Genomic DNA, 25324 nt, shown 5'->3' on the forward strand with positions numbered 1-25324 from the left:
CGTAATGCTGTGAAATCCATGGAGTTCGGGCTTACCCCTCCTCACACTTTTCCCGCGTTAGCCGGAATACCACAGTGTTATACGGGTCCGGGCAACCTACGTATGTGACGTTGGGGTCCTTTTCCCAAGGAAAGTCCGCTCCATATTGAAATGCCTGGACAAAGGGAAACATCGCAGCATAGGCCCAGGAGCAAAAGGCGTTCCTGTCTTCTGACAACTCAAAGACATCACCGACCTTAAGCCCCTTGTCACACCCTCTACCTCTTGTCTCGATAACCTCAGCCTTCACCCGATATTGAACCATATGATAACCCCCCTTGAATTGTTTTTTTGAAGCAGTATTTGGTCAATAGCTTCCACGATTAGGCATATGCACCATATCGCTTTCCAGCCTCGGCAAGAGCAAAAATATTTTCATACGGGGTACCTTCGTGGAGATAATCTGTTGTCGCTAAGATGAACTTTCCTCGATATCTTACTGAATCCATTACTCGCTTGACCTCCTTCTCAATCTCGTGTGGTGAAGCCTGGCGCAGAAAATAAACCTGATCGATGTTGCCGGAAAGAATCATTTCACCACCCAAGCGTTTTAAAGCTTCCTCCAAAACAGTGTCACCCACTGGAGGAGGCGAAAGTGATTCATAGGCTCGCATTCCTAGCCCGGGATATATATCGAGAAGTACTCTAGCCGGTCCACAATTATGATAGAGAACTGGTATACCTTCCGACTGAATGGCTTCAATAACCGCCTTCTCATATTTGAACACATGTTGCCTAAAAAAACCGGGACTCACAACTTTGCCATTGGCTATGTTGGCATTATACGCGACGATGTCAGCACCACTTGTGGCCACCTGTAATGCTAAATCGCGACATCTTGCAGTAAAGTATTCCAACATTTCGTGGTAAAAGGATGACTCGAGCATTGCATCCATGAGTAGATCCTCAAGTTTTCGATAATAAACGACAAATCCAAATGCACCCGATACCCATGGGGCAACAATGCCATACTCGCCCGTCACCTTTTTGGCAAGAGTAACATTCTTGGTATCCAATTTCGGAACAGGGGGTTGGTATTTTAAGAAAAGCTCGAAATCCTCTCTAGTCTTAATGAAAGCCTCGGTTATAGCCTCAATGGTTTCGTACGGGGAAACCTTTCTCCTTTGGAGTACTTGCCTTAGTTCCCCTTCAGGGGTTTCGATCGTGGTAATTACCACCTGCTCTTTTTCACATTCGGACTCACTCACCCTGACCTGCCAATCTGGACCAGAATTCATCGATTCCCCAAAGGACGGAGTACAGTTTCTGTGTATAACATCGAACCCAAAATGTTTATACACTTCAACTGTCCCTTCGATCAAGTCCACGTCAGGATCTTTGAAAAACTCCTTAACAAAATTTGTATGAATAAAAGGAGACGCTGGTAGCCGATCTACGTCCTTCCCGTCAAACAGCCTCAATAATCTTTCCCGAGGAGATAACTCCTTCATGGGACCAGCCCCCTTCTTCACTCCAGTTTTCCTTCGTTAAGAAATGCCCGAAGAGTATTGAAAAGGCCTAGCCACTATCTACCGAACACCTTCCGAAATACCCGAAGCAGGTTACCCCCTAAAACCTTTATGATATCCTCCTCAGAGAAACCCCGCTGTAGCATTCTACCTGTGAGGGCCGGAAACTTACTGTAATCCTCGAGTCCTTCTACCCAACTCAAATCGAAGTCATTATTTTGGTAGGCATCTTCGTAAAAATGCATGGTATTTCTCCGAAAGTCCTCGTTATAATCGAAATAGTCCGGGCCTAGGCCTACATGGTCAATACCAACAAGATCGGCTATGTAAGCAACCTGATCTAGCAAATCGTCAATGGAGGCTCGCCGAGCCCCAGTTTTTATGAGGTGAGCACAAAAATGCACACCGACGACTCCGCCATTTTCGGCTAACTGTTTAAGCGCTGCGTCACTCAGATTGGCGGTAGACTCAGCCAAGACCCTCGAGCCTGCATGGGAATTTATCACCGGGTCCTCGGTAATCTCGTATACATCTTGCATTGCTTTGCGCGACAGATGCGAGAGATCGATGACCATACCCAACCGATTCATCTCGCGAACCACTTGATGCCCGAATGGAGTCAGGCCCGTGTTCTCGGGATCATCCTGAGTACCAGCGATTTGATTATTAAAAGCCCACGTGAGCTGCATATGTCTTACGCCTAACTGATAAAGGCAACGCAGTACCTCCAGGCTACCCTCTAAAGGCTTTCCTCCCTCAAATCCCATGAGTACAGCGGCCTTACCCTCGACCTTTGCTTCACGAATATCCTCAACCGTCAGAGCAAGACAGGCGACATCTGGGGAATTCGCTACAAGACTACGAACCTGATCGATCGCCACTAAGGCTCGTTTCGTCCAGCCCTCGAACTCTGAGATCGAATACTGATATTCCTCTTTCGTTTTAGCCCAGGGCAACGCATCAACAAGCATATGCAGAATCTTGGCCGTCACCCCGCCTTCGCGCATCTGCTTAAACGAATCAAGATTCATCATATGATCGTGTGAAACCACAACGGTTGCCCTACTATGTACGGCCTTAGCTTGTTCGAACTGAACCTCATCGAACCTATGCATACCACCTTCCTCCTTTTCATCGCCTCTACCTTTGGTTCAACTACCTAACCTACATAGCGGCACCATACTTTTCTCAAGAAAAGAGCCACAAGCGAACGATCGCTCTATTCTCCTTATCGATCTTATTCGGCGTTGCCTCGATCTATGGAAGCTAAAATTGCATCCCTGGCATATATAAGGTATTGTTCCATCACCTGCGCTACTTGTTGGGCATCGCGTTTCTTTAGGCTCTCCAGGATCTTAATGTGCCCTTCCAAGGACCTTTTCGCCTCATCCAGATCCATTAGGGTCCTTTTACGGTATCTCAGGATGTGCTCCTTAAGATTACTTATCATATTCGCCAACTTGCGGTTACCGCAGGCTCTGGCAATCACATCGTGAAATTCAGTATTGAGGCTTACCATTCTATCCAAGTCTCTATGTTCCAAACTAGCCCGGGTATAAGCAATGATCTGCTCCAAGCGACGTAGATCCTTTTCCTGTATCCTTTCAGCTGCTAAGCGCCCCATATACGTTTCAAGGGCAATTCGAACTTCAAAAAGTTCTTCTGCGTCCGTCCGAGAGTTTTCCGCTACGACCAAGCCCCCACTCCTAAGCCTTATCAATAAACCTTCTGTTTCTAACTTCTGAAGCGCTTCTCTCACAGGCGTTCGGCTGATCCCTATTCTTCGGGCAATCTTAGCCTCGAGCACACGTTCACCAGGAGCTAGTTTTCCGTTCAGTATCTGCTGCCGCAAAGCAGCATAGACCCGCTCATGCAACACCTTTCGATCTTCGATTCCTATAGATATCTCATCTGCATAGCCTCTCACTTTGAACATCTACCCTCCAGAAAGTTAAATGCTTCCTCTAGACGGTCGACAGCTTTCATTATGGTTTCCCGCGTCCCGCCGAAAGGTAGCCGAATGTGATTTGAAGAGAAATGGCAAGAACCTGGGGTTGATACTAGACCAAAACGTTCTAATAAGCTTTGACTCACCTCTTCACAACTCAGCGGTAATTGGGAGATATCGATGAACAGGAATGGACCGCCCTTGGGTGGAACAACACTAATGGACTCAGTCCCTTCAATCACCCTTAAGAACATGTCTCGGTTGTATTGAAATTCCTCGGCCACTCCGGCTAGCCATTCTTGTGGCCCACTCATGGCAGCCGCCGCCACCTTCTGCGCCACGAAGCTGCAATACAAGTTATTCCATTCTAAGGTCTTCACAAAACTCTCCGTTAGTAGTCGATCCGCGACCACGTAACCAACTCGCCAACTTGGCAGAGCATAGCTTTTCGTAAAGCTTTTGACTAAGATTGTCCTTTCCTTTGCCCCCGGTACTTCCAGAAAGCTTGTATGACGTTCTCCATCATAAACGAGTCTGTCATACGATTCATCGGATATGATCACCCTACCATATTTGCCAGCCAGTTCAGCGATTACTGTCAGATCTCTTTGGCTCGCTACATAACCAGTAGGGTTGACCGGGCTATTGATAAGAATAGCCTTGGTTCTTCCGGTAAGCCTCCTTTCCAGAAGCTCTATATTGAACCGGTAACCGTCTGCCTTTTGAAGAGGCACATGCACCGGATGACCGCCCGCCATTCTAATAATCCCGTCAAAGAAATACGACGGAGTATATAGCACCACCTCGTCGCCCGGATCTAAGATAGACTGCATCACCACATTAAGCGCGTGCATGGCACCATAAGTCACAAGCACTTCGCTTGCGGGATCTACCATAACCCCTGTTAACTTCAAAATATTCTTTGAGATAGCCTCACGTAGCTCTAAAAGGCCCCGGGATGGAGTGTTCTGTGAATGGATTACTGCTTCCTTCGCCACATCGACTACATGTTGAGGTAGTTGACGTACTGGATACGCCGTTAATGGTAATACGTCGACTCCTTCCCCACGCACCCGAGCAGCTTCCTCATCAGTAACCCTTGAACCCACACGGGGCAGACTCAACAACCTTTGAGATATAACTTGACTGATCTTACTAGAACACAACACTCTCACTTCCTCAAACTCAGTCTTACCAATATCTGGCTTTGCTACCCACATAGCATTACCTTTCGTAGGTGATCTTGGGGTTTATCACGGAGTAGGAAATATCGACCAGAAGATTTACAAATACGTATGTCGCCGCTATGATGATAGTTCCACCTTCAATGAGGGGGTAGTCCCTCTTGAGTACGGCCCCAACCATCATACTACCCAGCCCAGGCCAGGCAAAGACCGCCTCGACTAGTACGCCATTGGATAATAAGCTACCGAACATAATTCCGGTATTCGTTACCAGGGGAATCAAGGCGTTACGAAACGCATGCCTGAACATCACCGCTGCATCCGATAGTCCCTTCGCATAGGCGGTACGTATATAATCCTCTCGAATTACCTCCAAGACAGAGGTCCGAACTATAGTTGCTGTGGCCCCGGCAGAGGCAGCTCCCATAGTTACTGCCGGAAGCACTAGATGACGAAGAAGATCCCATATCCCGCCACCAGTTATTGAGACCATCCCTACCGGCGGAAATATGGGGATCTTGACGGCAAATAAGATCATCAGAAAAAGCCCCAGGGAAAATGGTGGGACGGTCAAAAAGAACAGCGGCCCCAACCCCAGAAATCTATCTAGGAAAACATTACCCCTCTTAGTAGTCACAAAGGCACTCAGAGTACCAACAATTGCCCCGGAGACCACCGCCACCAGCATCGCGGAGAAAGCGAGAATCAAAGTCGCCTTAAAACGGGAGATAAGAATGCTAAGAACGGGTCTACCATCAAGGATTGATTGTCCCATATCTCCCTGGATGAGCCGCAAAAGCCATCGGAAATATTGAATATATATCGGTTGATCCAGGCCATACCGCTGCCGATATTCTGCTACTACTTCTGGGTTTGCTACCTGAGCCGAACCAAGCATTGTCGAAATGGGATCTCCTGGTATCACGCGCGCCAGAAAAAAGACTAAAACGGTAGCACCAAGTAAAACCAGAGACATGATCACCAAGCGTTTAAGCAAATACCCCTTCATAGAAAGATCCCCCTATAGGCAGATACACTACGTAGCGCTGAGGCTATCCCTTTACAGGAAGGCCGACAAAGGACAGGATATCGATTATATCTCAAATCAAAATGCACGATCCCTCGCCCGCGACCGTGGGCCTCATAGTCTGGGGGATATGGCCCCCCACACCACTAGTAGTTTTGCCATAAGTACCAATACCTCAAGACTGGCACCAGGGCAGGCCTGGGTGGCACCCAGGCCTGCCCACCATCCTCTCTTTTAGCTTACTTCTTTCTAACCTGTGTAAGATCAACAGTGACGTTACCACGTACCCTTATTCCTTCAATATTATCTCGATATGCCAGAGGGAGGGTTACCACTGAATGGTATAGTATGGGTACTTGCTCTGCAACTATCCTTTGGATCTCCTTAAACATCTCTGCTCGCTTATCCAGATCCATCTCGCTAACCGCTTTCTTCCACAGCTCCTCAACCCGTGGATCAGTATAGAAAGAGATGTTAAATCCATTGGGTGGAATCGCTACGGAAGTGAATCGATCGAAGAAGAAGGAGGGATCGGGCAAGAAAGCGATCATACCGAAGACCACGACATCAGCTGTTTCAGGGTTGAAGACCCCCACCTTGGGATCGAAAAACACTCCCGGGTCTATGCGGACGATCTTTACATTGATCCCGACATCACGCATGTTGCTTTGGAAGAGCTCAGGAATAGCCGCCTCCGGACCATAGAGAGCTCCCGCCTGCACTAACCGGATCTCCAGGGCTTTGCCTTTCTTTTCCCGTATCGTCCTTCCCTTCGGGAGAGTCCAACCGGCCTCTTCCAAAAGCTTCCTCGCCTTATCTGGATTATACGTATATTGCTTTACATTCGGTTCAAAGCCATACGCCCCCTTGAACCATGGATAGTAGCAAGCTAGAGAAGTACCCTTGTTGATCTCTTCGAGAGCCTTGCGGTCAAAAGCATATGAAAGGGCTTGCCTGACTCTGACATCGTCTAGCGGTGGACGGGTAACATTAATGGCCAAATAACCCAGCCATCTCAGAGGAAATATATCCACCTTAATTCCCGGTGTCGCCCGTAGGATGGGAATCTGGTCTGCCGGCGGCCGGGTGATTACATCCACGTTCCCCGCCAGCAAGTCAGCAACCTTTGATTGATCATCCGGGTTGATCTTAAACACTAGCCTCTTAATAGAAGGCTTAGGCCCCCAATAATCCTCAAAACGCTCAAGAACGATCTTTACGTCCTTGTCGAACTCAACCAGTTTATATGGACCCGTTCCAACAGCGTGGTTGGTGTAATCCTTACCCCACTTCTTGATAGCCGTCGGACTCTGAATGTAGGTGGGTTCCATAGTCATACGCCAGAGAAGGATTGGGTCGGGTCTAGTGGCAGTAACCTTTACCGTGTATTCGTCGATTTTTTCTACCTTTTCAATAGGAACGTACGAGGCGTAGGTGAAAGTTCCAGTATTGTGATACGGATGGTTCTTATCATAGATCCGCATGATCGAGAACACAACTGCGTCAGCGTTGAACGGGGTTCCATCATGGAACTTGACACCCTTGCGAAGCTTGAAGGTAATTGACTTACCATCAGGCGATACCTGCCAGCTCACAGCGAGTTTCGGAACTACGATATTCTTTTCCTCATCAAATTCTACTAAAGTTTCACTAATATGGAAAGCAGCTTTTTTCCCTGTGCTTTCCATAGTTTGGGATGCATCCATCCCACCCACTATGACCCGGTCGAGGTTAAATATAAGGGTATCCTTATCCGAGGCAGCGAAGACATTTGCTATCAACATTGCCATGGCAAGCAGCAGGATGACTATTCCCATCGCCCATCTTTTCATTTTAATCTCTCCTTTACATATCGTTCGTTTAGTAGTCAAGAAACACACACGAGCCTGCCGACATCTTTCGGCCATCTCCACTTCACCGGGGCGAGGCCACTCCATCATAGCGCATCACTGGGCACCTTTACAATCCCTACGCTCACTTAACGGTCATGTCTCGACAATTCCTTAGACTACATCTCGTACATCTTAAATTCCTCTCTTCTCTCTCACCCCCCTCCCACTTCCCCTCCGGGCGGACCACACAACAGCTAACGCGAAAGGTACTACAGAAACTAGTATCCCGTTATCCTATGACAGGCAACCCAATGTCCTGTATCAACCTCCTCTAATTGTGGTGGATTCCCCGTACAGAGGTCCCTGAGGGCAACAGGGCATCGGGCATGAAACGGGCACCCTCTAGGCAAATTCATGGGACTTGGGACATCTCCCTCAAGTACGATTCGCTGTCTGGTCGCCTCAATCTTTGGGTTAGGGACCGGAACGGAGGAAAGCAAAGCTTTCGTGTAAGGGTGCAAAGGATTGGCGTAGAGTTCATCCCTTCCAGCCAACTCTACCAAACACCCCAGGTACATAACAGCTACTCTATGCGATATGTACCTCACTATAGAAAGGTCATGCGAGATGAACAACATACTCAGCTGGTAATCACGCTGCATCCTTTTAAGTAAATTAATCAATTGCGCCTGAATTGATACATCCAAGGCCGATAACGGTTCATCCGCTACTAGTAATTGAGGTTTAAGGGACAGGGCGCGGGCGATAGCTACACGCTGTAGCTGCCCACCAGACAGCTGAGGAGGGTATCGAGAGCTCATCTCTCCTGAAAGCCCGACCTGCTCAAGAAGCTGAACCACTTGACGGCGTATTTCAGATCCAGATGTGATCTTGTGAACTCGTAACGGTGTAGCCAGAATGGTCTCAATAGACTTGCGAGGGTTTAGCGAACCGTAAGGATCCTGAAATACCATTTGAATTTCTCGGCAAAGTTGTTGGGAATAAGAGCCCTCCGCTTTAAAGATATCTCTTCCCTTATACAATATCTGACCCTGTGTAGGTGCTATCAATCTACACACTAATCTACCGAGCGTCGTCTTGCCACAGCCACTCTCTCCAACAAGGCCGAGAGTCTCATTTGGAAAAATCTCGAGAGATATGTTATTCACCGCTTTGACCTGAGCTCTCTTGGCGACTCCTAGGCGTTTAATCGTGAATATCTTCGAAACTTGCCTTATTTGGAGAAGTGACATCGCCTTTTCTTGTATCATTCGAATGCAACCTCCCGAACAAATGCCATGCCTGCCAGTAGACGCGGTAAAAACACAAATCTTATTATATTATTCTGCCCACCGCCAGCAGGCAGAAAGGTTTCCAGGTATATCTGTGCTCATTAGGGGAGGGGCCTCTTTCGTGCATTTCGTCTCAGCGAGACTACACCGTGACGAATATGGGCATCCCCTTGGCGGATTGATCAAGTCAGGTGGCTGGCCTTCTATGGTATTTAGTACATCTTTTACTTCACCGACTAAGGATGGGATACACGAAAGTAACCCTTGTGTGTACGGGTGCCGGGGATGATCATACAAGTATGAAGCCGGTCCCCATTCCACTATGTGTCCTGCGTACATAACAAGAACATGGTCGGCTAGGCTTGCAATAGTAGCGAGGTCATGACTGACCCATATAACTGTCATACCAAGCGCTTCTTTTAGGCCCTTAACTAGTTCGACGATCTGAGCCTGTATGGTAACATCAAGGGCAGTGGTTGGCTCATCCGCGAGAAGGACCCTGGGCTCACAGGACAAAGCCATAGCAATCATGATTCTCTGGCACATCCCTCCGCTGAATTCATGAGGAAATTGTCGTAAACGTTGAGCGGGCTCAGGGATCCTCACCCGTTCTAACATCTCAATGGCGCGGCTCCGCGCCTCAACATATGAACAATGCCTATGAACCATAATAGCTTCTGTCATCTGTTTCCCAATGGTAAGTACAGGATTAAGCGACGACATGGGGTTTTGGAAAATCATAGCGATTTCTTGACCGCGAATCTTCCTCATCATAGGCTTTTCAAGTCGACACAAGTCGGTGTCCTTATACAGAACTTTTCCTTCAACGATTCGTGCCGTGGGGGGTAGGAGATTCATAATTGAAAGCGCTGTCATAGTTTTACCACATCCCGATTCTCCTACCACCCCAAGACTCTCTCCCTCATTGACGGTGAAGCTTATACCATCGACGGCTTTTACGATCCCGCGCTTTGTGAAAAGATACGTCCTGAGCGTTTTAACCTCGAGAACTGGTATACTCATATCGAACACCCTCACTTACTCATCCCGGGCCTTTGGGTTGAAAATGACCCGGACCGCATCGCCGATAATAGCAAAGCAAAGAGTAACGATAAGAAGTACAGCACTTGGGACCAGGGTAACATGGGGAGCGATCATGATGAAGTTCTTACCGTCGGAGACCATTGTTCCCCAGTCAGCCTGCGGGGGTTGTACACCTAACCCTAAAAAGCTCAGACCTGCTGTTGCGGAAATCATCAGAGGAATATCCATACTCATGGCCGTCATAGCTATTGCCATTACATTAGGCAAGATTTCGGAAAAGATTATCCTAAGATCACCGTATCCGAGCACTCTAGCGGCATCTATAAACGATGCCTCCTTAATAGACAATGTCTCTCCTCTGATGAGTCGGATCCTAGCAGGAACTGTCGCCACAATAACCGCAATCATCGCATTCTGTAGCGATGGCCCAAGAGCGGCGACCAGGGCTATGGCCAGTAGCATGAAGGGGAAGGATAGCATAATATCAACCACTGCCATAACTATCCGATCAAACCAGCCACCCCAATATCCAGAGAGCAAACCTAGTAATACCCCAAAGGACATGGCAATAAAGGCGGGAACTACACCGGCCAAAAGGGACGTCCGGCCAGCCCAAATAACCCGGCTCAAGATATCTCTTCCATAACTATCTGTTCCAAGAGGGAAACCCGGCGTTCCGATGGGTTTGAGCCGGCTCCTAATCTCCATCTGGTACGGATCTTTCGGTGCCACCCAGAGAGCAAATATAGCTGACATAGCGATCAAAAGAAGGATTAAGCATGCAACGGTTACAAGGGGTTTCTCTCTAAAATAAGAGAGTATTTTCCTATAAGAGTCAATTCCACAGGTACCTTTAGCTCGAGTTAATTCAATGCTCATGAAATTACCACCCTAATCAGGTCATTTTTTTGAGAAAGCGTAAAGCATTTTCTCCCAGGATCAATTCTTTCTGTCGATCGGTAAGGAAATATGCGAAATAACGGATCATGTTTACGGTTTGTTTGTAAGTGCAAATCCCCTCGTTATAAGGCCAATCCGTACCAAAGATCACCTTTTCCGCCCCTGCCCCTTTAACTAGGTACTCAAGAAGCTTTAGCGCGAGCGTAAACGGATATTCGTGATCCAGTACTAACGGATCGAAACCGATTCGGTTACCCGGATTCATATCTGGCAGGAACGTCAGGGCAGCGGTATCGACGTAAACATTGTCAAATCGCCGGAGGGTATCTATCATTGGGTCTAGCCTATGGTATTCATATACTTGGGCATACCCGGTCCGATCAGTCCAAATGCAAGTACCGAAGTGCGCAAGCTGGAAATTAACTTCCGGAAAAGCCTGTAAAACTCGACAAAACCGCTTTATATACTGATCAAAATCTCTCACATCTTCACTTAGACGTAGGGAACCACCCACGAGGCACCAATAGCTAAAATCAATGATTACTGGAACATTCTTCTGTCGACAAAGTTCATAGAGCTCCATTAGACAGGGGTCGTCAGGGAAAACCCTCATAATACTCGGCATCAGCTTTAGACCGGTGGCCCCAGCTTCGAGGTCCTCTTTCGCCCGTTCAAGCAAACCGCCATTTTCCGCGCGACTTACGGTTGAAAACCAGATGAACCTATCCGGGTAATTCCGCAAGGCTTTGAGAGAGTATTCTTTATTTATGAACGATGCCGCCTTTTCAACGGATTCATTCTTAGCCTCTAGAATTGGAGCGATATCTTGAGCATCATAACTAATCAAGAACACCTTGTCTACGCCAGCCAAATCCATTTCAGCCACTAATAAGTCTCCGGAGAACTCATGGCAATGAAAGATGGACGGCGGCTTCGGTCTTTCTTCTTCACTTATCGGCCCAAATACATGCGTATGTGCATCAATTATCATCAGACCCATCTCCTCCCGGTCAAAAATTACATTCGGAATTATATATCTTTACCTAGCTCTGATAATATCTACCCACCACAGCAGGTCTGCAACCCTTGCTTCCCCTCACTTAGAAGAACTCTGTATACATCTACTTTTGTATGATTGTATACCGTATGTTTGTTTCGGATAATTCGACATCCCTTAGAATATTCCTTCTCACTCCTCATAGAAATCCTTAAATTTTTTCTTACCACGCATAACTCCAAGGACGGGTTTGTCAGTGTTAAGCCGCTACCTGACCGCACCAATACCTGTCCTATTCGCCGTTATACCACAGGGTAGTAAGTACACAGAAGGCATTAGCACCATCTTTTAATCAACTCATCCTTGTTAACTTCTGCTGCCCTATCACCAAAAGGTCTATGTCACGGTCGTATTCCTGCTCCCGATACTCAAAATTATCGTAGCGCGCATAAGGTGCGGGATGAGACAGAGGAATAAGTGAAGTTGATCTGCTCCAACATTTGGCATAATACAGTGTAGCTGGTCCTGTGCTACCATCAATGTATCTACAGCATAGATGGAGGCGCAAACATGACCAGCTACGAAGTAATTATACGCCCAAAGAGACCGGAAATAAAGTCCCAGGATGAAATCAGATTTACTATCGAAGCGCCATCGTTACCAGACGGAAATGAGAGCGATCTTGTAGATGCATTGGAGAACGCGGCCATGGAAATCGGCGTTCAAATAGAGCGCGGCTTATTCACTAACCATCTAAAACGTATCGAGATGAAGCTATGTAATAGCTTAACCCATCTGGATGATAACTGCGAGGTAGTTCGTAATGGATATCGTAAGCTTAAGATAAGCGCCAGGTTTGGCATTATTGACATAGAACGTCAGGTCGCCTTCTGCAAGACTTGCGGGAAGGACTTTATCCCCATAAACAGTGTCCTTCCCGAGCATAACGGGATGGTCATAACCAAGGGGTTACAGGAGTTGGCCTGTTTTCTTTCCATGTTTTCATCCTACAGGATTGCACAGCGGCTTTTGGGAGGTTCTGCCATGATCCCGATGTTCTATGTTCGCGCGAGATAGAGGATTTAGTAGGGCATCATGGAGCGATGATACGAAAGCGAGAACTTGAGGAATCTAGGGCTATCGAGGAAAGCAATGATACAGACGTGGTGGTTTCACGGTTGAAGGAATCAAATTAGCCTCAGAAAGCCTCCTGTTTTTGATGTAGATAGGCTCTCACGAAAGATACTCTGGATGCATAGAGCCGGCAACACCCATGCCGGGCGCATAAAAGTGCTTTACGCCCTGGCGGCTTCAGTCCAGTATTCCGAACATATAGTAACGTAGCAAAGCTTCCACCAAGTAATAGTCTCCGAAACCCAACTCAGAGTCGACCCCTCTGTCCTTCGACAGGAAATAGCACCCGTGCGGAAGCAATCCTCCTTCAACGGTTGAGTCGAGGTGGTCAGAGCTGTTTTTGACAAGTGCCGTAAGAAGTTCTTCCGCTTGTACAAACCATTTATAGCGCTCTAATCCTTTTCCGGAGGAAGCGAGGATGAGCAATCCGGCAACCGCAATAGACGAGGCGGAAGAATCTCGCTCCACATTTGGAATCCGTGGATCCAAAAGATCATAGTAGGCTATCTTATCTTCGGGCAAATGACGCAAGAAGAAGTTGGCCAGGCGAACCGCTGCTTCTTTAAACCGCTCATCGCCCGTCTGCCGGTATAACCAGGAAAAACCGTATATTCCCCACGCCTGTCCACGGGACCAACAGGAGTCCGCATTATAACCCTGATGAACTCCGGGTCCCTCTATCTTACCTGAATCGGGATCAAACCAGATGACCTGATAGGTTGAACCGTCATTTCGCACGTTTGCGTGCAGAATCGTTTCTGCTGTTTTCAATCCAACATCATAAAAACACTGTTCTCCCGTCATCCTGTGGGCCCAGAAAAGCAGGCGCAGGTTCATAATTGTGTCGATAATGGTGTAGCCACGCCTGTCCCCATGCTCGACATCACCATGAGCCGGTATGAAGTTACCTCTGGGATTGAAACGGCGACTAAGCCTATCCGCAGCTTTAATGGCTACCTCCTTGAACTCGCTACTGCCAGTCAAAGTGTACCCCAGAACACACGAACAGTTGAAGAGGAAACCCAGGTCGTGATCCTTAAGGTCTATTTTCTCGGCGGCAATTCTCTTAGACATGTATTCCGCTGTATCCCGCAAGAACGGATCGCGGCTATACAGATAAAGCCACCACATGATCCCCGGCCAGAAAGCCTCTGTCCAATAGCCGTTCATATACCACTTTTTCTGCCTGCGGTCGTAGTAGTCGGGAAAGCTGCCATCCCAGATTCCGATATTATGCTTACTTCTCAGTACCATTTTGTCCAGTAGCTCTGTCACCTTGGGCTTCAACTCAGGATTAATCATGGTTGCCGTTCCCCCATGCTATATTTGTTACGACCTAAGAAACTACTACAGACCGTAAATCTACTGACGCCGAGCCAAAGCCACGATTCTAAGGGACTTGATTCCCTCTCCCACCGGAATGCTGACGGGTAGGTCCTCTACAACCGCAGTCAGAAAGTCCCTGTCTTCATTGCGGAACATGTCATCTCTTTCGGTAGGCAGAGTTTCCCTTGTCCAGACCCCATTCTCAGCCGTGAAAGTTGATACTGTACATTGATTCCAACCGGCAAATTCCACTTCAATTACTCCCTCTGTGCCGATTAACTCCGTAAGACGTCGGCGGGGTCTTTGGAAAAAGTCAAGGTGAACACTGGCATAGCAGTTATTGTCAAATTCTATGAGAACCTCGGCCACATCAGTAACTTGGATGTCAAGGTCGCTGATTTTCCCATGAATTGACTTGACGGTTTTGGTTTCCCCGCCCGAAAACCAGACTGCAAGATCGATCTCATGCACAAGGTCAAACACGCCTAAGTGCTGAGAGGCCGTCAGTGTTCGGTAATCGGGTCTTACTGTAGGTAGGTGTTCACCCATCACTGACCGGATGCTGACCAGCCTGCCTATCCGCCCGCTATCCAAATACTGTTTCGCGCGCCGTAAACCTTCATGGTATCGGAAACAAAAACCAACCATGAACTTTTTCCCGCTCTGTTCTATGGTTTCAACGAGCGTTTGAATATTGTTCATATCATCTGCCAGGGGCTTTTCACAGAAAACGTGGCAGCCGGCACGCAATGCTTTGACTGACATTTGCACATGAAGGGGCGGCGGGGTAAGAACGAACACTATATCTGGGCCGGATTTAAGAGCTTCGTGGTAGTCTGAGTAGATCTCTTCAACCGGAGTCTCACGCGAAAGAGCTTCACGTTGGGCAGCAATAGGATCACAGATCTTGAGGTGAGAGACTCCTAAGCTGCTTAGGATTCGTGCGTGCCTTCGACCAACGGAACCACAACCCGCCAGCAACACTTTCAAATCAGCCCAACTCATGGACTACACCCCCAAGTCCTAGAGGCAACTACTGTCTGCTGCGGTCGTAATCTTTACCAGGCTGTCAATCCCCCGTCAACAGGGAGATTTACTCCGGTGATAAAAGAAGCAGCTTCCGAAGCCAGAAAGACCACGGCACCCTTGATTTCTTTGCCATCCATGCCCATCCGGCCCATAGGAATTGTCTCGCTGTACGCCTTTACAAATGCCTCCGGCTGACCGCGCCAGAAACCGGCAGGGCTGATACAGTTGACCCTGATTCCGTCCGGTGCCAGGTGGCAAGCCATATCCCGTGTCATATTGATTACGCCAGCCTTGGCGGCTTCGTAGTCTATCGTGACTCCGCCCATGTTCGTACCCCTATAGACTCGACGGTCCTTTCCTATCATGCCGGCTGTTGAACCCAGGTTGATAATGACCCCCCGTTTTGCAGGCTTCATTGCCCGGGCGACAACATGTTTAGAGCAGAGGAAAACCCCAGTCAGATTGACATCTATCGTGTTTTGCCATTCCTCAAGGGGCCGTCGTTCCAAGCCGTTATTTTCAGGAGTACTCACAACGTTACCGGCGTTATTCACCAGGATGTCTATCCTGCCAAAGTCCGCCAGTACTTGATCAACTACTCTGATTACTTGGTCTTCATACCTTACGTCAAGTTGATAGGGTACTACCTTTCTCCCCGTAAGTTCGGCAATTTTCCGGCTTGATTCCGCAGCCCTATCTAAAGACCTGCTCGTAATGGCAACATCGGCGCCAGCCTCAGCTAGGGCTAAGGCCATATCAAAACCCAGGTTTCTCGCCCCTCCTGTTACAAGTGCAACCTGATTGTTGAGCCGCAACATTTGCATTACGTTGTACTCATTCACCTTGTCTTGCATTCCGGGCACGCTCCTCTCCACAGTAAACCGGTAGGACAATCTACACGTGTATTAGGACGGAAAGTGCTCCACTACCAAGCACGCGGTTGTCTTGGACCTATTAGAACCGTATATGTGCTCTTGGGTAAAGCGAAAGTGATCTCGTAGTAGCATATACGCTTTCTTACTATCCCGGTTGGCTACTGCATTATATATTTTTCTGTGCCGGTCGTAGGATTGCTCCAAGTCGGGATCCGCCAGCTCGGCAAAATCGTGAGCGTTCTGCAATAGCTTCCAAAAAATGTCCAGCAGTTTTAGTAGAAGATTATTGCCGACAGGTTCATAAAGGACCCTATGGAACTCCCCATCCGCTTTAACATATGCCCTCATATCGGCATCTTTGACCGCCTGTTCCATGTCTGAAAGTAATGAACCGAGCTGCTTGAGGTCCTTCTCTGTGATCTGCTCCACCGCTTTGGCGATGTATCCTAGCTCGAGGGTCACGCGAATATCCATTACCTCATCCAGGTCGTCCCGGTCGAACATCATGTTGTACGGAAGGTGTTCAATTATCGGGTCATAACTGAATGACCTGACAAACATCCCATCCCCCGCTTTAATTTCAATTACGCCTAGGACCTCCAAACTCTTGAGCGCCTCACGCACAGATGGGCGGCTCACCTGCAGTGCTGTAGAAAGTTCCATCTCTGTTGGTAGCCGATCACCCGGCTGTAGTTCCTTCTCAATAATAAAGTCCTGAATAGCTTGCATAACAAGCCGAAATCGTTTTGCACTTGGTATCGGCTTCATCTTCTTCACCCTACCTGTCTTCGTGAGTATCACTGATTCGGAAGTAATCTGGTCTTGAACTTCAAGCTGCCTCCTACCGGGGGGCGTTCAACACTTCGTGAATACTCACTAGTCGCCCTTCCCTTGCCGATAGTTCCGCCGCAGCTACCAAAGCAACGGCCCTAAGGCCATCCTGCACGGTGACTTCCGGTTGTCGTCTTTGGGAAATGCAGTCCGCAAACTCATCTATTTCTTCAAGAAGAGAAGCGGCCACACTCTGCTTCGGAACGCTGATTTTAATTCTTTCAGCACCTCCGCTAACGTCGACCTTAAAGAATCCTAAAGAGTCATCGTAAAACAGCTGCCCACGAGTACCATAGACAACGATTCTATATGTAGCGGCTGTTGCGTAACTAGAACCAATATAGCCCAGACAACCGCTTTCGAATTCAAAAACAGTTACAGTGGTATCATCTATATCCGCCGCACTATGAAGCCTTTTTTGCATCCCGAATACGCTGCGAACCGGACCAAACAGGTAATGAAGGGTGTCGGCGTGATGGATCCCTAACTGGATAAGCGGCCCTGTAGGACATTCCTCCCGCGCCCAACGCCACTCTCCGGCCCGGAGCCTCAAACCGCGGTCATGAGAGAAAGTCCCCTCTACCATGACCGACTCCCCGATCCGTCCTTCTGTAATTAACTGTTTCAGCATCCTTGATTCCGGTCTACGACGGCTGTTATGTCCGACAGCAATAACAATCGAATTTTCCGCCGCAATCTCAGATATTCTCTTTGCCTGCTCAATTGACGCCGAAATGGGTTTTTCCACCAAAACACTCTTTCCAAATTCCGCCGCCAGCCGAATTTGTTCTTCGTGAACTGAATTAGGGGTTGCCAGTATTACACCCTGTACTTCGGGGTCTTGCAGTAGCTCCTCGTAACTTCCGGCAGCTTTGCAGCCGTACATACGGGCAAAATCCGCCCTTCTTTGCTCACGCCGGGCAAACACGCTGATGAGTCGTACACGGCTACTTCTCGCAATCTGTTGCGCCAGCACTTCGCTCCAATCCCCTAGTCCAACGAGAGCTACACCAATCACAACAACATTCCTCCCCCAGCGTTCTAGGACATTGTACTGGCCTTGAGAAAGCCCTTCGAGCGGAATATCCCGAAGATTCTGTTGTACAGTTCGTTGAAAGGTTCACTAAATTGCATATCCCCCCTGGGACGGGGAAGGTCGACTTCAATAATTTCTTCAATTCTACCCGGCCTTGGAGTCATAACCACAATTCTGTCCGACAGTTTGATTGCTTCCGAGATACTGTGGGTAACGAATAAGACAGTCTTTTTCGAGGCAAGCCATAGCTTCTCCAGGTCAATACCTATTTCATCGCGGGTCAAGGCATCCAGGGCGCCGAAAGGTTCATCCATGAACAGTAAAGGAGGATCATGTACCAAGGCCCGACAAACTGACACTCGCTGCCGCATTCCGCCGGACAATTCGTATGGGTACTTGGTTTCAAACCCGTCTAGCCCCACGCGCTTCAGCAGCCACAAAGCCTGCTCTTTGTAGTCCGTCCGGTTAAGGTTCCGCATTTCAATTTGCAGAAGTACGTTCCGGAGAACATCATACCAGTCCAAGAGCAAGTGCTCCTGGAACACAATACCCACGTTAGTAATAGGGCGTCTAACCTCTTTCCCGTCGACTATCACTGTACCCTTAGAACTCGGGATTAAACCGGCCACTATCTGTAATAGAGTGCTTTTCCCACACCCGCTAGGGCCGACAAGGGACACAAACTCCCCATACTTGATGGTGAGATTTATGTTGTTAAGAGCTTCGACCCAACCGTCTCTGGTTTTGTATGTTTTGCTAAGGTCCCTGATTTCTATGTGGTTATCCAAAGCGTACACCCCTTTGAGTCTTTCACGGAGATGGAAGGGCGCCAGGCCCTCCCATCTCAGGAATGAATCCCACCAAATTACTTGCCAGGTAGAACGTTAGGCAGAAATTCGTTGGTGTAATACGCCGTTGCTGGTTTGCCGGCGGGAAGACCACGATACTCGGATAAAAGCTTGATAGTATTCTCCCAGTCCTTGGCCGTGGCTTTTCCAAGGGTATTAGAAGTGGGTGAGAATAGGAATGTGAACGCAGCCATCAACTGGTTCTTCATGACCTCCGGGTTGCCTTCCGGGATGTGCTTCAAGATGGCTGCAATTGCTGCATCGGGATTCTTGCGGGCTGCGTCCCACCCCTTAATGACGGCATCCAGGAAGCCACGTACCACCTGGGGACGCTGCCGGAGGGTATCCTCATGGGCGATGATTGACATCCCTATGGTGTTGGTACCGAAATCAGCAAACCTCAACACACGAACAGGAAATCCTTTGGCCGCCAGGGTAAGGGGTTGGTCGTCGGCCCCTCCAAGGATCGCATCGACCCTATTCTCCATCAACGCCCCAACCTTTGCAGGGGCGTCGACGTGGGTCAGCTGAACCTTGTTAATGTCGATGTTGTTTGCCTTTGCAAAAGCGGGGAAAAGCTGGCTGAGAGCGTCACCCGAAGTCATTGCAACACGTTTCCCCTCAAGATCCTTTGGCTGCGTAATGCCGCTGTCTTTTCCGGTAATTACTGCAAAAGAACTAGACTGGAAAAGCGCCGAGATGGTTTTAATAGGTACCCCACGGGCTGCGGCAAGTATCGTAGTGCCTGCGTCAGCCCACCCAAAATCGTTGGATTTGTTGCCGATTAGCTTCACCGTTGTTGCCGAACCACTACCCTCGAGAATCTCCACTTTCAGCCCGTTTTGCGCAAAATACCCATTTTCAAGTGCGAGAAAGAACGGTGCGTGTGATCCCTGCCCGACCCAATTAAGCCGAAATGACACTTTTTCGGCGGCGAGAGTGCCGGCTGTCATTGTTGCCAAAACCAGTAGCAAAACCGAGGTAACAAGAATTCCTCTTTTGAATCTGAGCTCAAACATTTCTGTACCTCCTCAATCCGATTTGTTCGTCAATTAAAGCAATCCAGAAGACAACCAACCATACGACATCCTATCTCAAAACGCGTTTCTCAGATTTCTTACGTACCCCCCTCCCGCGCAAGGCTACATACAGTCATTGCCCGGCCGCTTCACCCCGCTTAGATACATGCCAGGGAATGGTGGCCCTTTCAACTAGTTCCACCAAGGCGTAGAGAGCATAACCAAACGCCGTCAAGAAGAACAATATAGCGAATAGGAGTTCCGTATCAAAGTCCCCGTTAGCCCGAAGGAGAAGATACCCGAGCCCTGAATCCGAACCGACGAACTCGGCAACCACAGCCCCACTAGTGGCAAAGGCACCTGAAACCTTGAGTCCGCCGAAGATATTGGGAAGCGCATTGGGAAACTGGATCCGGCGAAAAATCTGAAGAGGGCTTGCCCCCATTGATTTAGCCAGGTATTCCATTTCGGGCCGCAGGGACTTAAAGCCTATGACGGAGTCGACCAGCAGTGGGAAGAACGACATCAGGAACGTCAACATCACTTTTGGCATAACGCCAAAGCCGAACCAGATTATAAACAAAGGAGCAATCGCCGTTTTCGGAACGAACTGTGATGAGACAAGCAGTGGGTAGACCGTTTTCTCAACAAAGCGCGAACGCGATATGGCTACCGCAGTCGGTATGGCAATCAATATGGACGTACCATATCCCAACATGACTTCAAAGATGGTGACCCTTGCGTGGTTCCATATCATGCCGAATCTGGCAAAAAACTGTCCTATGATCAAGGTGGGTGGGGGGAGTATGTAAACGGGAATATGGAAAACGCGGCTTACAACCTCCCATGCAATAAGCGCAAAGAGGAAGGTTAAACCTGTCCCAAAGTCTGCTAGTTTTAATCGTTCTTTAAGTGAAGAGGGCTTGGATTTGGCAACTGTTTTTCCCGTCCTATGCTGAAGCTTCTCCACTATATATCCCCCCAGGAAAAAGTTCGCACTCCTCGAGTATTCTCTTTATTTCGGCGGTATGGTGTTTAACTTCGAAAATCGGGGCGCTGACACGCCCTCCACATATTCCCAAAATCTCCAAAGACGTTTTTAGTCCACTTAACCAGGAACCAAACAGATGAATTTTGAAAAGGTGATTCAGTTTCTCCTGCAATCTGAAGACCTCGCCAATGTTGCCACTCTTGGCTGCCAGGTAGAGATCTACAACCAGTCTCGGGGCAACATTAGACAGCCCGGCTACAACGCCGTCCGCTCCATAAAGCACACTTATTCCACTAAGGCGTTCGGCGCCCTGAAACACGCGGAATGACTGTTCCTTGCGGAAACGCATCAAGAGTTCCTGAAAATGAGTAAAGTCCCCTGAACTATCCTTGACTCCGACAATGTTGTCAATCCTGGACAGAACTTCGACCGTTTCCGCCTCAATTGATGTCTTCGTAGTTTGGGGAATGTTATAGATCATAACAGGAAGCTCAATAGACCCGGCCACCGCAGCAAAATGATCGATCAATTCGGACTGGGAGTTGCTCTGGAAGTAATAAGGGGGACAGACAACCAGACCTTGGACTCCGATTTTACTCAGGGTTCGCGCCAGCTCAATGGATCTCTTGGTTCCCGCTTCCCCGGCTCCTGCCAGAACCGGTACCCGACCTCGTACCTCGTCAACGACAACTTCAACCGCCTTTAACCTGACGCGGTCAGTAAGCGTTGGGAGTTCCCCGCTTGTTCCCAAAACAAAAACGCCGTTTACTCCCCCTCTGAGTAGATGGTTGACCAGGCGACGAAGACCCTTCTCGTCCAACGACTCGTCCTCTTTGAGCGGTGTCACAATCGGGCAGATAACGCCGGTCATTTTTTCCACGAATGATTGCACATTTGTTCCCCTCTTCCGCAGTTCTCATGATTTGTAGTGGGCTGGATAGAATCTACTTCATCCATGTTCCGAAGCTGCGGTCTTACAACTTGACATCTTACAATATAGATATTGTTCAATAAACCTTAATCGGTCAAGTCCGGATTGCAGTGTAAAATTTCCTCTGGAAGATGATGTTGCCTTATTTTAAGCTCCTTGCGAATGCGTGTTTACTGTTGCGGCTTTTGTCAGGCTGACCTCCCAAATAAGATTTAGATGAGGACAATATGAGCCTCAGATAAGAACAACATAAGAAGGAGAAAAGTCTTAGGGATAAGTAGGGGATAAGGGATTGTATGATTACTTGCGAAGAAGGTTTTCTTTCTTTCTTTCTGATTGGTTCTATGGAAAAACCGAGTCAGGGAGATACTTTCTTTTAGACTGAGTTTATCAGTTGACCCTGTCTAAACCCGCATCAAACCCGAAAAGTTCTTTTTGAAAGTGTACATTTTGCCACTACAAACCCAGGTTCTGGAATTCTCTGGCTGGTAAAACATTTACCGGTGGCTTGATGCGGAGCAACCTCAGTATCTTGTTGCTCAAATCAGTCCCCTTGGTTTTAATAAGATACTCCCTCTCGTCGATCTCTACCTTGGCAAAGTTCATAGAATTTATGGCTTCCCTAATCATTTCCGCTGAAGCCTCTACCCCGGCCTTCCAAAGTTTGAACTCCAAGGTGCGGGCGAGTAGAAAGGCTAAAAAGCAAACCACAAAGTGCCCCTTGATACGTGGCTCAGTCCAATGGAAGACCGGCTGCACTTCCAGAGTCGTCTTCATAATCCGGAAGGATTCTTCAATCTTCCATAGGTCATGGTATGCTGCCAGCACACCCTTCACACTCATCTCCCTTTCATTGGTCTGGATACCGTAATACCCGTCGAATTTCTCATCTTTTCTAATCCGCTCCTCATCTAAAACCCAGTCCACATAACCCGGCTCCGCTTCCTTTATTAGTAGGTTCATTCAATATCTAGCAACATATTCCGTTAAATATTTTGCCACTACATTTTTGAGGCTTCCCTCAGTGGCATGGCCAAAAATGCCGATATCAAGCCATTTTTTGATTCCGAAATGGGTCAAAATCGAGTCCAACTGATAAACTCAGGTGGCAAAGGAGGAGATCCCAGGGCTACTTTTTTATCACATCCTGGGCACTTGATAGTATCGCCGCGTTTCCATAGTCTGCTAGCCTTCCATGATAATTCGGCGCTACAATTGTCGCATCGAAAACTGTATTCGATATCCTCCCATCCCATTTCAAATGACCTCCGGATAAATATCCTTCACATACATTGAAGCGAGCCCCCGCCATATCCGGCGCCCAACCAGAATGTCATAGACTGATGCCCCTAATATCACCTATGTTCTCAATCTGTTGTCTAGTTTCCCACATTATCTTGATAAGAGGCATCGGCACGCCCAAATCAGGTCTCATAATCTTTTCAATATCGTCCTAGCTATATTGGTTCGGGGGTACCTTGAATGTCCTATCTTTGGGAGGTAACCTAAGCATCTTATTAATTCTGTCTTCTATGACCTTCATTTGCCCTATCCTACCCTGGCAAGCAGGAGGCATACATCCCCGGTACCAGCACCCGTAAAGTGGACGAGCTGGTACGGGCTCTGGGCATGAGTGGGGTCAGCAAGAACGAAGTATCGCGGCTTTGCGCCGAGCTCGATGAGAAAATCTCAGCCTTCCTTAACCGGCCGCTTGAGGGTGAGTACCCCTATGTGTGAGAAGATGACATCCTTGCTTACATGGCGTTTCCGTGCGGGCACTGGTGCCAGATATACTCCACTAATACCCTGGAGCCGCTGAATCGAGAGATCGGCCGCCGAACGGACGTGGTGGGTATCTTCCCCAATCGCCAGTCTTTAATACGACTGGCAGGGGCTGTCCTGCAAGAGCAGAGTGATGAGTGGGCGGAAGCGCCGCGACGCTACTTCAGCCAGGCATCGATGGCCAAGCTCGATGCAATGTGTGTGAGCGAAAAATCATGCGGGGAGGTGGCACTTCTAGACGGATACGCGCCGTAGATCCTTACCAGAACGCGGAAATCCTAATTTACACCACTTAACGGGACGTGACTTACGGACGCTCCTGAGGGACCCGGCCGCCACCCTTCTCTTAAAGCAGACGGCGGTTCCCTGTAGCAAGTAGACTTGCGCTCTGACTCCCGCGATGTTGGAGAATTTTTTTCATCCCCAGGCTCACCGTCGGAAGGAATCGAGAGGCGAACGTAGAATAATTTGTTTGTCTAGTGGTCTAACTAAGTCTCCTGGTCATTGCCTCCGGGGTGCTACTGAGTAGCCGGGGGCGGCAATTAACACTATGAGGCGAGAACCGGCGGAAGGCGCGACGACATCGTCGTTGCTCTCCGGGGGTATGGTATTCATGGAGCTGGTTCCCCACCGTTATGCAGGGGGGGGCGGAATTTTTACGATGAAAGCTATGAGTTCCAGGGAGAGGGTACTTTGCGCCCTCAGACGCGAGCGGCATGACCGGGTCCCGGTCACCCCTCTTGTGGGTCACTATGCCGCACGTATTTTCGGAATATCGATCGGGGCATACAGTCGCAGTGCATCTCTCCTCGCCAAAAGCATTGTCGCGGCACAGCGTCAGTTCGGTTACGACGCTGTCTATGTCGCGGCTGATACGTGGGTCAATGCCGAGGCCATGGGATGCGTTCTCACATATCCGGAGGACAGCCCTCCGTTCGGGCGGCCGATCATCAGCTCTTCTGATGAGCTTAAGAACTTGAGACTTCCGGACCCCCAACGGGACGGTCGGTGGCCCCTTATGCTCCGGGCGGTTGAACTGGTGGCGAAGGAACTTGGGAATTCGTGCTGCGTTATCGGTAACTTTGATCAGTCCCCGTTCTCGTTTGCGTGTCAACTCCGCGGGGTCGCCGAGTTCATGTATGACCTCATCGACTCACCCCAGTTTGCCTTCGACCTTCTTGAGATCTGCGCGAAGGCAGTCATCAGGTATGCGAAAGCGATGGCTTCGGCAGGAGCGGATGTCCTCAATACCGGCGACGCTGCTGCAAGCGGGAGTCTCATCGGCGCAGAATTCTACGAGAGGTTCGCGCTTCCGTTCGAGCAAATGGTATTTCGTGCGCTTGCCGACACAGGCTGCCCGTGTGTGCTTCATATTTGTGGCGATAGCTCGAGAATTCTCGAAGCGATGGCGACCTCCGGGGCGCAGGGGATTGAAGTAGATTACCAGGTGGACGTCGCAGAGGCGACGAAGCGTGTTGGCGACAAGGTCTGCATTATCGGGAATCTGAATCCTGCCCACATCATGTCGGAGACACCAGACCGAGTCTACGAGGAGAGCAAGAGCATCATTGAAGCGTGCAAAGCTGTCTCGGGTTTCGTATTCGCGTCTGGTTGTACCATTGCCCCGGCCACCCCCCCGGAAAACGTACATGCCATGGTCAGGGCCGCCAGAGATTGGGGGAGCCTGAGTCAACCTGAAACTGGTATCTCCGGGTGTGCTTTGGGCTTGACCCGCGAAACCCGATCCAAGGAGAGAGGTTGAGTGACGTGACTCTCTTCCACCAAGCGTT

At 48.9% G+C, this 25324-nt stretch carries 22 protein-coding genes and 2 pseudogenes; 3 read left to right on the forward strand and 21 right to left on the reverse strand.

What is annotated here, in order from left to right; all coding sequences use genetic code 11:
• Positions 1–31: 31 nt before the first annotated feature.
• The 11 genes from HPY71_13195 to HPY71_13245 all read right to left on the reverse strand — a co-directional run bounded on the left by HPY71_13195 (position 32) and on the right by HPY71_13245 (position 11726).
• The gene (locus HPY71_13195) at positions 32–304 is read right to left on the reverse strand and encodes a TIGR04076 family protein (protein NPV54450.1); all 273 of its coding nucleotides are present in this window, start codon (positions 302–304) and stop codon (positions 32–34) included.
• Positions 305–362: 58 nt separating this feature from the next.
• The gene (locus HPY71_13200) at positions 363–1490 is read right to left on the reverse strand and encodes a hypothetical protein (protein NPV54451.1); all 1128 of its coding nucleotides are present in this window, start codon (positions 1488–1490) and stop codon (positions 363–365) included.
• A gap of 74 nt (positions 1491–1564) precedes the next feature.
• Complete coding sequence (locus HPY71_13205; protein ID NPV54452.1) at positions 1565–2623, reverse strand: hypothetical protein; 1059 nt, start codon at positions 2621–2623, stop codon at positions 1565–1567.
• Between the two features lie 122 nt (positions 2624–2745).
• Positions 2746–3444, reverse strand: a complete 699-nt coding sequence (locus tag HPY71_13210) for a GntR family transcriptional regulator (GenBank protein ID NPV54453.1) — start codon at positions 3442–3444, stop codon at positions 2746–2748.
• Positions 3432–4565, reverse strand: a complete 1134-nt coding sequence (locus HPY71_13215; GenBank protein ID NPV54454.1) for a pyridoxal phosphate-dependent aminotransferase — start codon at positions 4563–4565, stop codon at positions 3432–3434. The genes HPY71_13210 and HPY71_13215 overlap by 13 nt, the downstream gene beginning before the upstream one ends.
• Before the next feature lie 115 nt (positions 4566–4680).
• Positions 4681–5649: an ABC transporter permease gene (locus HPY71_13220; GenBank protein ID NPV54455.1), complete on the reverse strand. Its 969-nt coding sequence runs from the start codon at positions 5647–5649 to the stop codon at positions 4681–4683.
• 257 nt (positions 5650–5906) lie between these two features.
• Positions 5907–7499, reverse strand: coding sequence for a hypothetical protein (locus HPY71_13225; protein NPV54456.1), 1593 nt, complete (start codon positions 7497–7499; stop codon positions 5907–5909).
• A 278-nt stretch (positions 7500–7777) separates the two neighbouring features.
• Positions 7778–8752 carry an ATP-binding cassette domain-containing protein gene (locus tag HPY71_13230; GenBank protein NPV54457.1) on the reverse strand — a complete coding sequence of 325 codons (975 nt, stop codon included), beginning with the start codon at positions 8750–8752 and terminating at the stop codon, positions 7778–7780.
• A gap of 87 nt (positions 8753–8839) precedes the next feature.
• A complete protein-coding gene (locus tag HPY71_13235) occupies positions 8840–9814 on the reverse strand; it encodes an ABC transporter ATP-binding protein (GenBank protein ID NPV54458.1) in 975 nt (324 codons plus the stop codon).
• Between the two features lie 15 nt (positions 9815–9829).
• A complete protein-coding gene (locus HPY71_13240) occupies positions 9830–10714 on the reverse strand; it encodes an ABC transporter permease (protein ID NPV54459.1) in 885 nt (294 codons plus the stop codon).
• 16 nt (positions 10715–10730) lie between these two features.
• Positions 10731–11726 carry an amidohydrolase gene (locus HPY71_13245; protein ID NPV54460.1) on the reverse strand — a complete coding sequence of 332 codons (996 nt, stop codon included), beginning with the start codon at positions 11724–11726 and terminating at the stop codon, positions 10731–10733.
• 576 nt (positions 11727–12302) lie between these two features.
• Between HPY71_13245 and HPY71_13250 the strand changes: the two genes are divergently transcribed.
• Entirely contained in the window at positions 12303–12809 is a 507-nt protein-coding gene (locus HPY71_13250) for a hypothetical protein (GenBank protein ID NPV54461.1), read from the forward strand.
• 234 nt (positions 12810–13043) lie between these two features.
• Here HPY71_13250 and HPY71_13255 read toward each other — a convergent pair whose 3' ends face one another.
• From HPY71_13255 to HPY71_13300, 10 genes and pseudogenes are all read right to left on the reverse strand, one after another.
• On the reverse strand, positions 13044–14168 hold the full coding sequence (locus tag HPY71_13255) for a glucuronyl hydrolase (GenBank protein NPV54462.1): 1125 nt from the start codon (positions 14166–14168) through the stop codon (positions 13044–13046).
• Between the two features lie 60 nt (positions 14169–14228).
• On the reverse strand, positions 14229–15197 hold the full coding sequence (locus HPY71_13260; GenBank protein ID NPV54463.1) for a Gfo/Idh/MocA family oxidoreductase: 969 nt from the start codon (positions 15195–15197) through the stop codon (positions 14229–14231).
• A gap of 53 nt (positions 15198–15250) precedes the next feature.
• Positions 15251–16075: an SDR family oxidoreductase gene (locus HPY71_13265; GenBank protein ID NPV54464.1), complete on the reverse strand. Its 825-nt coding sequence runs from the start codon at positions 16073–16075 to the stop codon at positions 15251–15253.
• 51 nt (positions 16076–16126) lie between these two features.
• Complete coding sequence (locus HPY71_13270) at positions 16127–16897, reverse strand: FadR family transcriptional regulator (protein NPV54465.1); 771 nt, start codon at positions 16895–16897, stop codon at positions 16127–16129.
• A gap of 40 nt (positions 16898–16937) precedes the next feature.
• Complete coding sequence (locus HPY71_13275) at positions 16938–17945, reverse strand: Gfo/Idh/MocA family oxidoreductase (GenBank protein ID NPV54466.1); 1008 nt, start codon at positions 17943–17945, stop codon at positions 16938–16940.
• A 23-nt stretch (positions 17946–17968) separates the two neighbouring features.
• Positions 17969–18751, reverse strand: a complete 783-nt coding sequence (locus HPY71_13280; GenBank protein ID NPV54467.1) for an ABC transporter ATP-binding protein — start codon at positions 18749–18751, stop codon at positions 17969–17971.
• A gap of 77 nt (positions 18752–18828) precedes the next feature.
• A complete protein-coding gene (locus HPY71_13285; GenBank protein ID NPV54468.1) occupies positions 18829–19830 on the reverse strand; it encodes an ABC transporter substrate-binding protein in 1002 nt (333 codons plus the stop codon).
• Between the two features lie 133 nt (positions 19831–19963).
• A complete protein-coding gene (locus HPY71_13290; protein ID NPV54469.1) occupies positions 19964–20800 on the reverse strand; it encodes an ABC transporter permease in 837 nt (278 codons plus the stop codon).
• Positions 20781–21713, reverse strand: a complete 933-nt coding sequence (locus tag HPY71_13295; protein ID NPV54470.1) for a dihydrodipicolinate synthase family protein — start codon at positions 21711–21713, stop codon at positions 20781–20783. Before HPY71_13295 ends, HPY71_13290 begins: the two co-directional genes overlap by 20 nt.
• A gap of 495 nt (positions 21714–22208) precedes the next feature.
• Positions 22209–22676, reverse strand: a pseudogene (locus HPY71_13300) (transposase).
• A gap of 642 nt (positions 22677–23318) precedes the next feature.
• On the opposite strand from HPY71_13300, the pseudogene HPY71_13305 reads away from it, so the two are divergent.
• Positions 23319–23723 (forward strand): annotated as a pseudogene (locus HPY71_13305) (IS256 family transposase).
• Positions 23724–24084: 361 nt separating this feature from the next.
• A complete protein-coding gene (locus HPY71_13310; protein NPV54471.1) occupies positions 24085–25296 on the forward strand; it encodes a hypothetical protein in 1212 nt (403 codons plus the stop codon).
• The last annotated feature ends 28 nt before the right edge of the window (positions 25297–25324 follow it).

It is taken from the genome of Bacillota bacterium, from assembly GCA_013178125.1.
Lineage (GTDB): Bacteria > Bacillota > SHA-98 > Ch115 > JABLXJ01 > JABLXL01.

What these genes read in the sequence shown, in the direction of transcription:
- HPY71_13195 (NPV54450.1), bottom strand. Translation starts at nt 304, where the DNA reads ATGGTTCAATATCGGGTGAAGGCTGAGGTTATCGAGACAAGAGGTAGA.
- HPY71_13200 (NPV54451.1), bottom strand. Translation starts at nt 1,490, where the DNA reads ATGAAGGAGTTATCTCCTCGGGAAAGATTATTGAGGCTGTTTGACGGG.
- HPY71_13205 (NPV54452.1), bottom strand. Translation starts at nt 2,623, where the DNA reads ATGCATAGGTTCGATGAGGTTCAGTTCGAACAAGCTAAGGCCGTACAT.
- HPY71_13210 (NPV54453.1), bottom strand. Translation starts at nt 3,444, where the DNA reads ATGTTCAAAGTGAGAGGCTATGCAGATGAGATATCTATAGGAATCGAA.
- HPY71_13220 (NPV54455.1), bottom strand. Translation starts at nt 5,649, where the DNA reads ATGAAGGGGTATTTGCTTAAACGCTTGGTGATCATGTCTCTGGTTTTA.
- HPY71_13225 (NPV54456.1), bottom strand. Translation starts at nt 7,499, where the DNA reads ATGAAAAGATGGGCGATGGGAATAGTCATCCTGCTGCTTGCCATGGCA.
- HPY71_13230 (NPV54457.1), bottom strand. Translation starts at nt 8,752, where the DNA reads ATGTCACTTCTCCAAATAAGGCAAGTTTCGAAGATATTCACGATTAAA.
- HPY71_13235 (NPV54458.1), bottom strand. Translation starts at nt 9,814, where the DNA reads ATGAGTATACCAGTTCTCGAGGTTAAAACGCTCAGGACGTATCTTTTC.
- HPY71_13240 (NPV54459.1), bottom strand. Translation starts at nt 10,714, where the DNA reads ATGAGCATTGAATTAACTCGAGCTAAAGGTACCTGTGGAATTGACTCT.
- HPY71_13245 (NPV54460.1), bottom strand. Translation starts at nt 11,726, where the DNA reads ATGATAATTGATGCACATACGCATGTATTTGGGCCGATAAGTGAAGAA.
- HPY71_13250 (NPV54461.1), top strand. Translation starts at nt 12,303, where the DNA reads ATGACCAGCTACGAAGTAATTATACGCCCAAAGAGACCGGAAATAAAG.
- HPY71_13255 (NPV54462.1), bottom strand. Translation starts at nt 14,168, where the DNA reads ATGATTAATCCTGAGTTGAAGCCCAAGGTGACAGAGCTACTGGACAAA.
- HPY71_13260 (NPV54463.1), bottom strand. Translation starts at nt 15,197, where the DNA reads ATGAGTTGGGCTGATTTGAAAGTGTTGCTGGCGGGTTGTGGTTCCGTT.
- HPY71_13265 (NPV54464.1), bottom strand. Translation starts at nt 16,075, where the DNA reads ATGCAAGACAAGGTGAATGAGTACAACGTAATGCAAATGTTGCGGCTC.
- HPY71_13285 (NPV54468.1), bottom strand. Translation starts at nt 19,830, where the DNA reads ATGTTTGAGCTCAGATTCAAAAGAGGAATTCTTGTTACCTCGGTTTTG.
- HPY71_13310 (NPV54471.1), top strand. Translation starts at nt 24,085, where the DNA reads ATGAGGCGAGAACCGGCGGAAGGCGCGACGACATCGTCGTTGCTCTCC.